We start from the raw sequence: 10,061 nt of genomic DNA, 5'->3' as shown, positions 1-10,061 counted from the left end.
CTTCTCGGGCGCGACTTCCATCGCCGCCACCATATTGCCGCCGGTTTCCTCATAGGCTTCGACCATCTGCTGCAGGCAGGGTTTGTCCGCCGCGATCACGTCATCGGGCAGCATGACCGCAAAGGGCTCATTGCCGATCAACCGGCGCGCACACCACACGGCGTGCCCCAGACCAAGAGCCTGATGCTGGCGGATATAGGCGATGGCGCCGGACTCCATATTGGTGTTTTTCAACACCGAGAGCAGCTCGTCCTTGCCTTTTTTGCGCAGCTCCTGCTCCAGCACCGGCGCATGGTCGAAGTAATCCTCCAGCGCGCCCTTGCCGCGCGAGGTGACAAAGATGAATTCCTTGATGCCCGCCGCGCGCGCCTCGTCGATGGCGTATTGCACCAGCGGCCGGTCGACCAGGGTCATGATCTCCTTGGGAACGGATTTGGTGGCCGGCAGAAACCGGGTCCCGAGACCCGCAACCGGAAAAATGGCTTTGCTTACTTTTCTACGCATTTGTTCATACTCTATTCTTGGAGACGTCTCGTGCTGCATGGCACCCGGTCTCCGGAAGCGCGGGTCAAAGAGATCGTCCGGTTGGATCGGTTTGCGGCTGAGCGGACATTCGCCCCGACCTCCCCGGTCATGGTGCCGAGACCTGCCGAAACAAGCAGCACAATTCCGGCAGAATTCGCCTAGTCGAGGTTCATTGCACGCATCATGGTCTCAATTTTCGGCACATCCTCCGGGTTGTTCAATTCCCAGAACTCCCGGCCCCGCGCTTCGACCTCGACGCAGAGGATGCGCCGGCCATTCTCCAGAAACCGCAGCTGCTCCAATCCTTCAAGGGTTTCCAGCGGCCCCACCGACCAGGAGGGGTAACTGCGTAGCGCCTCCGGGCGATAGGCATAGACCCCGACATGATGGAACACCGGTGTCGCATCCACGTCCGCGTAGCTGCTGGAGGTATAGGGGATCACCTCCTTGGAAAAATACAGGGCGCTCTGATCGCTTGCAAAGACTGCGGTGGTCCCGCCAACGCGTCCCGCCTTGCGATCAGCCAGCAGGCTGTTCAGCGCCGAACCGTCGCAACGCAGGACCGGTGTCGCCAGCCCCATATCCGGTGCGGTGCGCAACCCGGCGACCAGTTCCTCGACAAACCAATGTGGTGTCAAAGGGGCATCCCCCTGCAAATTCACCACGATCTCGTAGCCATCCCCAAGCGCCGCATGTGCTTCGGCACAGCGCTCGGTGCCGTTGGCGCACTCTGGCGCGGTCATCACGACCTCCGCGCCAAAGCTTTCTGCGTGTTGTCTGATCCTGTCGTCATCGGTCGCCACAACCACGCGGTCAACGCCGGCCACCCCTTGCGCCGCCCGCCAGGAGCGTTCGATCAGCGTGCGCTTCTGACCGGTCGCCCCTGTCAGCTCTGCCAGCGGCTTGCCGGGATACCGCGTCGATGCGTAGCGTGCCGGAATAACGATCAGAACGGACATTCAGGCCTCTTTCAACTCAACGGCGGGCGCGTAGGCGATAAAGAATGGGTTCGCGTACCCCTCTTTGCCGTAGACCAGCGGGCTGTGATCATCAAAGCGGACCACCTTGCCGCCCGCACCGCTGAGGACGGCATGTCCCGCCGCGGTGTCCCATTCCATGGTGCGCCCCACGCGGGGATATAGATCCGCCTCTCCGGTTGCGATCAGACAGAACTTCAGCGACGAGCCTGCGCTTTTCATGTCCTTGACGTTGTATTTGTTGATGTAGTCGTCAGTGGCCTGGTCGCGGTGCGATTTCGAGGCCACCACCATCAGCGCCGCATTGTCGCTGTCCGCCACACGGAGAGCGGAGGTCTCTCCCGCCACATCCTGTGCAAAGGGGCCTTTCTCCTCGACCGATGTGCCATCGGCAAGCGTGTAGAACATCCGCGCGCGCGCCGGAGCATAGACCACCCCGCGCGTCGGGATGCCCGCTTCGACATAGGCGATATTGACGGTGAAATCACCGCGACGGTTGATGAATTCCTTGGTCCCGTCCAGCGGATCGACGATCAGGAAGGTATCCCCCTTGGCGCTGTGCGACTCGGCCTGCTCCTCCGTCACCAGCATCACACCGGGAAAGGCGGCGCGCAGCCCGGCGGAAATCAGGGCATCTGCCGCTTCATCCGCTTCGGTCACCGGACTGTCGTCGGATTTGACTTTCACATCGAAGTCATCGGCGTTGTAGATCTCCATGATCTTGTCCCCGGCCTCCAGCGCAAGGCGCCGCATCTCCACGACCAGTTCGTCATAATTCACTGCAAAAACTCCCAAAGACCCACAAGTTGCCACAAAGATTTGCGTTCCTTATGCTCGCATCGCAATGGATCGGCAAGAAATCCGTGCAACAATGAGCAACGCACTGCTGAAATTGAGGCCATGTTCCAGTATCGCAAAGATAGATCCGCGCTGTCCCGCGCCATAACCCTGGGTGAAGTCGTCTTCCACTCGGTGGTGCGCAGTGTGCGGTCAAAGCACAACAACGCCTTCATGGCGTTGGCGCTGAACATCGTGCAGGCGGTGATGTTCGTGATGTTCTTCTATTTCATGTTCTCCGTGCTTGGCATGCGCGGTGGCGCCATCCGGGGCGATTTCCTGCTTTATATGATGTCGGGCGTGTTCCTGTTCATGACCCACACAAAGACCGTCGGGGCGGTGGTGGGGGCCGAGGGCGCGTCCAGCCCGATGATGCAGCATGCGCCGATGAACACCACCATCGCCATCCTGTCGGCGGCCATCGGCGCGCTCTATCTGCAGGTGCTGTCGATGCTGATCATCCTGTTCGCCTATCACGTGGCCTTCACCCCGATCCACATTGAGGAACCCATTCCCGCCTTTGGAATGCTGCTTCTCTCCTGGGCCTCCGGCGCGGCGATCGGACTGGTGCTCTATGTATTGAAACCCTGGCTGCCGGGCGCGATCGGGATCATCTCGACGATCTACCAACGGTCAAACATGCTGTTCTCGGGCAAGATGGTACTGGCCAACTCTCTGCCCGGATACATGCTGCCGATGTTCATCTGGAACCCGCTGTTTCACACTATCGACCAGGCGCGCGGCTATATCTTCATCAACTACAACCCCCATGTCACCTGGTGGGAATATGCCGCATGGCTGGCGCTCATCTTCTTTGTGCTGGGTCTCATGGGTGAATTCTACACCCGCCGCGCCGTCTCTCTCAGCTGGAGTGCGCGGCGCTGATGCAGCGCCCGCCCTCAGGTGACGACCCGCAGTGTGAGGTTCACCCGACCGCCTTTTGGCAACAAGCGGGAAGAGCGGAATCGGATGCGATCAACCCCGTGATAGGCAAGGCGCGCATCGCCACCCATCACCACCACATCGCCTGAGTTCAGCCAGATCGATTCCGTCTTTTCCTTGCGCACAGTACCACCCATGCGCAGCAGCCCGTCATCTCCCAGGGAAATCGACACCACGGGATAAGAGAAATCAGCCTCGTCCTTGTCCTGATGCAACCCCATGCGCGCGCCCTCGCCGTAGTAGTTGAACAGACAGCAATCCGGCATGCGGTCCCGGTCCACCAGATCCGTCCAGACCCTCAGGACATCGGAGGGAATTTCCGGCCAAGCCTGTCCGGACGGATGCTGCTCGATATAGCGGTATCCGCTCTTGTCGCTGTACCATCCAAACCGCCCCGCCGAGGTCATGCGCACCGACATCTGGCCGCCCCCGGGCACATCCGGTGAAAACAGGGGCGCGGCGCGCAACACCGGGCGCAGGGCGTGAATCAGCGCCTGCTGCGCCTCCACCGACAGAAATCCCTTGTGAATCTCGAATCCGCGCACCTTCAGCCGTGCCATTTACCCAATCTTTACTCTGTTTGCCGCAAAAGCGCTCAGAATTGCCTATGACGGGGCAATGACGCGGTTGCAGGGGTGATTTTCGCTCCCTATATACCCCGGGAAGCGGTTGGATGCAGATCCTACCGCAACTGAATCGGGGCCGGAATGCCAAAACGGGTTTCGGCTTCGGGTAATCGCCTTGTGAAGTAAAAGGGATCGAACACAATGAGCAAAGTGATCGGGATCGACCTCGGTACCACCAACTCCTGCGTTGCCATCATGGACGGCTCTCAGCCGCGTGTGATTGAGAACGCAGAAGGTGCACGCACCACCCCTTCCATCGTCGCCTTCACCGATGAAGAGCGCCTTGTTGGCCAGCCGGCAAAACGCCAGGCCGTGACCAACCCGGACAACACCATTTTTGGTGTGAAGCGCCTCATCGGTCGCCGGTTCGACGACAGTGACCTCGCCAAGGACAAGAAGAACCTGCCCTTCGCCGTGATCGACGGCGGCAATGGCGACGCCTGGGTGGAAGCCAAGACCGAGAAATACTCCCCCTCCCAGATTTCCGCCTTCATCCTCGGCAAGATGAAGGAAACCGCCGAAAGCTATCTCGGCGATGAAGTGACCCAGGCGGTCATTACCGTTCCGGCCTACTTCAACGACGCTCAGCGTCAGGCCACCAAGGACGCCGGCAAGATTGCGGGCCTCGAAGTGCTGCGCATCATCAACGAGCCGACCGCGGCTGCGCTGGCCTATGGCCTCGACAAGGCCGACACCCAGACCATCGCGGTCTATGACCTTGGTGGTGGTACCTTCGACGTCACCATCCTCGAAATCGACGACGGCCTGTTCGAAGTGAAATCCACCAACGGGGACACCTTCCTCGGCGGTGAAGACTTCGACATGCGCATCGTGAACTACCTCGCGGATGAGTTCAAAAAAGAGCATGGCGTCGATCTCACCAAGGACAAGATGGCGCTGCAGCGCCTGAAAGAGGCCGCCGAGAAAGCCAAGATCGAGCTGTCCTCCTCGTCCCAGACCGAGATCAACCAGCCGTTCATCTCGATGGATTCGTCCACCGGCCAGCCGCTCCACATGGTGATGAAGCTGACCCGTGCGAAGCTGGAGACCCTCGTTGGCGACCTGATCAAGAACTCGATGAAGCCCTGCCAGGCCGCGCTGAAGGATGCCGGTCTCTCTGCATCGGACATCGACGAGGTGGTTCTGGTTGGCGGTATGACCCGCATGCCCAAGGTCATCGAAGAGGTGACCAAATTCTTCGGCAAGGAGCCGCACAAGGGTGTGAACCCTGATGAGGTGGTTGCCATGGGTGCCGCCATTCAGGCCGGCGTTCTGCAAGGTGACGTGAAGGACGTTGTCCTGCTCGACGTGACCCCGCTGTCCCTGGGCATCGAAACCCTCGGTGGCGTGTTCACCCGCCTGATCGACCGCAACACCACCATCCCGACGAAGAAGTCCCAGGTCTTCTCCACCGCAGAGGACAACCAGAACGCCGTGACCATTCGCGTGTTCCAGGGTGAGCGCGAGATGGCATCGGACAACAAGATGCTTGGTCAGTTCAACCTTGAGGACATCCCGCCAGCGCCGCGCGGCATGCCGCAGATCGAAGTGACCTTCGACATCGACGCCAACGGCATCGTTTCCGTGTCCGCCAAGGACAAAGGCACCGGCAAGGAACAGAAGATCACCATCCAGGCTTCCGGCGGCCTGTCGGACGATGACATCGAAAAGATGGTCAAGGACGCCGAGGACAACGCCGAGGCGGACAAGGAACGCCGCGAGCTGATCGAGGCGCGCAACCAGGCCGAAAGCCTGATCCATTCGACCGAGAAATCGATCGAGGATCACGGCGACAAGGTGGACCCGTCCACCATCGAGGCGATCGAACTGGCAATCGCCGCGCTCAAGGACGACCTCGAAGGCGACAAGGCCAACGCCGAAAAGATCAAATCCGGCATTCAGAACGTCACCGAAGCGGCGATGCGTCTGGGTGAAGCGATCTACAAGGCGCAGGCTGAAGAAGGTGGCGAGGCGGAGGACCCATCCGCTGCAGCCGACGAGTCGGCCGCAGGCCCCGGCGATGATGACATCGTGGATGCCGAGTTCGAGGATCTGGACGACAACAAGCGCTAAGGCTGCACCTTGGCCAAAGGTGGGCCGGTCCGATCCCGGACCGGCCCTCTTTCGTTGAGGCAGAAGGGATTTTCCGATGTCAAAACGTGACTATTACGAGGTGCTCGGGGTCTCTAAAGGGGCCAGCGCCGACGAGATCAAGAAAGGCTTTCGCAAGAAAGCCAAGGAACTGCACCCGGACCGCAACACCGACAATCCGGATGCGGAAGCGCAGTTCAAGGAAGCCAACGAGGCCTATGACGTCCTGAAGGACCCGGAGCGCAAGGCCGCCTATGACCGCTACGGCCATGCCGCCTTTGAAAACGGCATGGGCGGCGGTGGTGCGCGCGGCGGTGGCCATCCGGGTGGTGACTTTTCCTCCGCCTTCTCGGATGTTTTTGATGACCTCTTCGGCGACTTCATGGGCGGCGGACGCGGTGGTGGCGGGCGTCAGCGCGCCACCCGGGGCGCCGATCTGCGCTACAATCTGCGCCTGTCGCTTGAGGAGGCCTTCTCCGGCCTGCACAAGACCATCAATGTGCCAACCTCCGTCAGCTGTACCGCCTGCGAGGGCACCGGTGCCGAAGGCGGGGTCGAACCGACCACCTGCCCGACCTGCTCCGGCATGGGCAAGGTGCGCGCGCAGCAGGGCTTCTTCACCGTTGAACGCACCTGTCCGACCTGTTCGGGCCTGGGTCAGATCATCAAGAACCCCTGCAAGGTCTGCCACGGCCATGGCCGGGTGGAAAAGGATCGCTCGCTGTCGGTGAACATCCCGGCAGGCGTGGAAACCGGCACCCGCATTCGTCTTGCCGGCGAAGGTGAAGCAGGCCTGCGCGGTGGTCCCCCGGGCGATCTCTATATCTTTATCGAGGTCACGCGGCACGAGCTGTTTGAACGCGAAGGCAACAACCTGCATTGCAGGGTTCCGGTCTCCATGGCCAAAGCGGCCTTGGGCGGGGCGATCGAGGTTCCGACCATCGACGGTGGCCGGGGCCGCGTGCAGATCCCGGAGGGCAGCCAGTCCGGTCGCCAAATGCGCCTGCGCGGCAAGGGGATGCCGGCGCTTCGCGGCGGCGGCACCGGTGACATGTTCATCGAACTCGCGGTGGAAACCCCCGTGAACCTCACCGCGCGCCAGAAGGAGATCCTGAAGGAGTTTGACGAGATTTCAGAGGAAAACACCAACCCTGAAACCCGCAGCTTCTTCTCATCGGTCAAAAGCTTCTGGGATGGCATGAAGGGCTGATCTTGGTCCAACCGACGGGCGCAAGCCCGTCTCAACCTGTAAAACGCCCTTCGGGGCGTTTTTCTTTTTGGTAGCCTTACGGTTTCGCCACCACACGTTAACATCTCACTAACCAAGCTGACCGCACCCTAGCGACATGGGAAAATCGGGTCGTTTCGAAGAACAGATGCTGCCTCTCTTTGAGGAGCGCGATGCCCCCCCTGCCGCCAAGCTGCCGCAGGGGGGGCGCCTTCCGTCCTATATCAAGGACCACCGCTCCCGTCTGCGGGCGCGTTTCATGGCCGGGGGCGCCACCGCCATTCCCGATTACGAGCTTCTGGAGTTGATCCTGTTCCGGTCCATCCCGCGCCAGGATGTAAAACCACTGGCGCGCCAGCTTCTGGACCACTTCGGCGACTTCAACCGCGTAATCACCGCCTCCCCCGAACGCCTCGGCGACGTACAGGGCATCGGCCAGGCGGTGATCTGCGACCTCAAGATCCTGGAAGCTGCCGCCCAGCGCATGGCCCGCGCCCGGGTGATGCAGCGACAGGTGATCTCCAGTTGGGACGCGCTTCTGGACTATTGCCACACCGCCATGGCCCATCGCGAAACCGAACAGTTCCGGGTGCTCTACCTCGATCGCAAAAACGCTCTGATCGCCGATGAGGAGCAGGCGCGCGGCACGGTCGACCACGTGCCGGTCTATCCGCGCGAAGTTGCAAAACGGGCGCTGGAACTCAATTCCAGTGCCTTGATCCTGGTCCACAACCACCCCTCCGGCGATCCCACCCCATCGCAGTCGGATATTGCCATGACCCGCAAGGTGGAGGCCGCGCTTGAGGCCCTGGGCGTCACCCTGCACGATCACCTCATCATCGGCGCCTCGCAGGAGCTGTCCTTTCGCGCCGAGGGCCTGCTGTGCTGAGCCCCGGCGCGGAACCCTGTCATTCCCCAGCCTCAAGGCCGTGGCGCACTACGCCTGCCGCAGGCAGAAGCCCAACCTCCGTCTCAACCGGCACCGCCGTATGGTTGAACCAGAACTCCTCCGTTGCGGTGCGGCGGGTGCGCACCCCGTCCGGCAGGCGTCGCATGGCCAGACCCGCCGCCGCCCCGACCTGGGCAATCAGTCGATCCAGAGCTTCTGCATCGAGCCATCCTCCGCAGTAGATCTGCTCTCCGTTGCGCATCGCCACCGGCGCCCCGTCGGCGGTGCACAGAAGGACCTCCGCATCGCCTTCCAGCTCCTCCAGATACCGCGTGGCGGCGCCGCCCCCAGCCAGCGGCACAGGCATATCCGGACGCAAGCTCTCCACCCTCGACACGATGACATCCAGCCCCGGCAAGGCGGGGGGCAGAGGCGCGGTCGGAATGTTGAAATGCGCATCCCGCGCCCCGGTGCGCGGCCCGTAGAGCACGTCACCTTCGCAATCCGCCAGAGCAGCTTTCAGATCTTCGGGCATATGCATCAATCCCGGCGCAAGGATCAGATCATAGCCGCCGAACTCCCGCACGGTCGCGGGCAATATATCGATGCTCAAGCCTGCGCGGCGCAACGCCTTGTAGTGATCAAGGACCAGGCCAAAATAGCTCAGCCCGGCGCCATGTGGCTGCGTCGACCACGCCCAGTCCGCATCATAGTCGAACAGGAGGGCGACGGGGGCCTGCGCAGGCTGAACCATCGGCGCTGTGTTGATCTCCTCTGCCACCTGACGGGCTTCGACGGCCGCCGGCGCCTCCTCGCTGTCCGGACGCAGGAGACCAGCATGCATCTGCTCCTGGGCAAAGGGCGCTTGTCGCCAGCGAAAGTAGCACACGGCCTCTGCGCCATGTGCAAAGGCTTCCCAGGACCAGAGCCGGACCATGCCGGGCAGAGGCGCGGGGTTGTAGGGCGCCCAGTTCACAGGCCCCGGTTGCTGCTCCATCACCCACCAACGACCGCGCCCCACGGCGCGATAGAGGTCATGGTGCAAAGCCTGAAAATCCGGATCTCCCTGCCGTGCATAGGCGCGTTGCTCCTGCGGTGTCGCCCCAACGCGATCTTCGAGAAAGCCCAGCGGATAGCTGTCCCATGTGGCGATTTCCAGATCCTCGCCCAGCTTGAAGTGGTCGAAATCCGTAATACGCCCCATATAGTTATGCGATATCGGCGCGTCCGAGAACTGCTTGATGATCTCGACCTGCGCCCGGTTGAAGGCAACAACCTGATCCGAACTGAACCGCTTGAAGGCCAGCACATGTGCCGGATTGGGTTCCGTTACGGTGAGATTGGGCAATCCGATTTCGGAAAAGTCACGGTAGTCCATCGACCAGAAGACATTGCCCCAGGCAGCGTTCAACGCAGATATGTCCGCGTCGAACCGATCCCGCAGCCAGTCCCGAAACGCCACCCGTGCCGCTTCGGAATAACTCAGGGTGGTGTCGTGACATCCGTACTCATTGTCGGTCTGCCACGCCGCCACATGGGGATTGGCGCCATAACGCTCTGCCATCAGTCGGGTGATCCGCTGGCTTTCGGCAAAATACCCTCTGTGGCTGAAACAATAATGGCGGCGGGAGCCGAACCCACGCGGATGCCCGTCAGCATCCACCGCAAACATGTCCGGATACCGGTCCGCCATCCAGCGCGGTGGCGTGGCCGTCGGCGTGCCCAGCACAACCCGCAGCCCATGCTGGCCCAGCACGTCAATGGCGCGGTCGAGCCAGTCCCACTGCAACTGGCCGGGCGATGGCTCCAGTTTTGCCCAGGAAAATTCCCCGATGCGCACCCAGCTGAGCCCCATATCAGCCATGCGCTTCGCATCTTGGGTCCATATCTCCTCGGGCCAGTGTTCGGGATAGTAGCAGGTGCCCAGGCTTCGCTTCATGTCATCC

At 61.6% G+C, this 10,061-nt stretch carries 9 protein-coding genes; 4 read left to right on the top strand and 5 right to left on the bottom strand.

The annotated features are described in order from the left end of the window. The 3 genes from MHM88_RS11155 to cysQ form a co-directional block, all read right to left on the bottom strand. Positions 1–504, bottom strand: a 504-nt coding sequence (locus MHM88_RS11155; protein ID WP_239364529.1) for a UTP--glucose-1-phosphate uridylyltransferase, incomplete at its 3' end; no start/stop codon positions are given. 179 nt (positions 505–683) lie between these two features. Beyond that, a complete protein-coding gene (locus tag MHM88_RS11150) occupies positions 684–1,484 on the bottom strand; it encodes a 3-deoxy-manno-octulosonate cytidylyltransferase (protein ID WP_239364524.1) in 801 nt (266 codons plus the stop codon). Then, positions 1,485–2,255, bottom strand: a complete 771-nt coding sequence (gene cysQ, locus MHM88_RS11145; RefSeq protein ID WP_255734600.1) for a 3'(2'),5'-bisphosphate nucleotidase CysQ — start codon at positions 2,253–2,255, stop codon at positions 1,485–1,487. Positions 2,256–2,402: 147 nt separating this feature from the next. On the opposite strand from cysQ, the gene MHM88_RS11140 reads away from it, so the two are divergent. After that, the gene (locus tag MHM88_RS11140) at positions 2,403–3,224 is read left to right on the top strand and encodes an ABC transporter permease (RefSeq protein WP_239322349.1); all 822 of its coding nucleotides are present in this window, start codon (positions 2,403–2,405) and stop codon (positions 3,222–3,224) included. Between the two features lie 14 nt (positions 3,225–3,238). Here the strand turns inward: MHM88_RS11140 and MHM88_RS11135 are convergent, their stop codons facing one another. Continuing rightward, complete coding sequence (locus MHM88_RS11135) at positions 3,239–3,841, bottom strand: alpha-ketoglutarate-dependent dioxygenase AlkB (protein ID WP_239364520.1); 603 nt, start codon at positions 3,839–3,841, stop codon at positions 3,239–3,241. Positions 3,842–4,048: 207 nt separating this feature from the next. On the opposite strand from MHM88_RS11135, the gene dnaK reads away from it, so the two are divergent. The 3 genes from dnaK to radC all read left to right on the top strand — a co-directional run bounded on the left by dnaK (position 4,049) and on the right by radC (position 8,115). After that, positions 4,049–5,980 (top strand): molecular chaperone DnaK, encoded by a 1,932-nt coding sequence (gene dnaK, locus MHM88_RS11130; protein ID WP_239364517.1) that lies wholly within the window; start codon positions 4,049–4,051, stop codon positions 5,978–5,980. A 76-nt stretch (positions 5,981–6,056) separates the two neighbouring features. Next, positions 6,057–7,208: a molecular chaperone DnaJ gene (gene dnaJ, locus MHM88_RS11125; protein WP_239322346.1), complete on the top strand. Its 1,152-nt coding sequence runs from the start codon at positions 6,057–6,059 to the stop codon at positions 7,206–7,208. 136 nt (positions 7,209–7,344) lie between these two features. Further along, complete coding sequence (radC, locus tag MHM88_RS11120) at positions 7,345–8,115, top strand: DNA repair protein RadC (protein ID WP_239364510.1); 771 nt, start codon at positions 7,345–7,347, stop codon at positions 8,113–8,115. Positions 8,116–8,134: 19 nt separating this feature from the next. On the opposite strand, the gene MHM88_RS11115 is transcribed toward radC, so the two are convergent. Continuing rightward, a complete protein-coding gene (locus tag MHM88_RS11115; protein WP_239364507.1) occupies positions 8,135–10,054 on the bottom strand; it encodes a beta-galactosidase in 1,920 nt (639 codons plus the stop codon). Positions 10,055–10,061 lie beyond the last annotated feature (7 nt).

This window comes from Epibacterium sp. MM17-32 (assembly GCF_022348205.1).
Lineage (GTDB): Bacteria > Pseudomonadota > Alphaproteobacteria > Rhodobacterales > Rhodobacteraceae > Epibacterium.
Note: the sequence above shows the minus strand (reverse complement) of the source record. Positions and strands in the feature narration are given on the sequence as shown.

Bases quoted from the DNA above. Each gene is read 5' to 3' on its own strand.
- MHM88_RS11150 (WP_239364524.1), bottom strand. From the start codon at position 1,484: ATGTCCGTTCTGATCGTTATTCCGGCACGCTACGCATCGACGCGGTAT.
- cysQ (WP_255734600.1), bottom strand. From the start codon at position 2,255: ATGCGGCGCCTTGCGCTGGAGGCCGGGGACAAGATCATGGAGATCTAC.
- MHM88_RS11140 (WP_239322349.1), top strand. From the start codon at position 2,403: ATGTTCCAGTATCGCAAAGATAGATCCGCGCTGTCCCGCGCCATAACC.
- MHM88_RS11135 (WP_239364520.1), bottom strand. From the start codon at position 3,841: ATGGCACGGCTGAAGGTGCGCGGATTCGAGATTCACAAGGGATTTCTG.
- dnaK (WP_239364517.1), top strand. From the start codon at position 4,049: ATGAGCAAAGTGATCGGGATCGACCTCGGTACCACCAACTCCTGCGTT.
- dnaJ (WP_239322346.1), top strand. From the start codon at position 6,057: ATGTCAAAACGTGACTATTACGAGGTGCTCGGGGTCTCTAAAGGGGCC.
- radC (WP_239364510.1), top strand. From the start codon at position 7,345: ATGGGAAAATCGGGTCGTTTCGAAGAACAGATGCTGCCTCTCTTTGAG.
- MHM88_RS11115 (WP_239364507.1), bottom strand. From the start codon at position 10,054: ATGAAGCGAAGCCTGGGCACCTGCTACTATCCCGAACACTGGCCCGAG.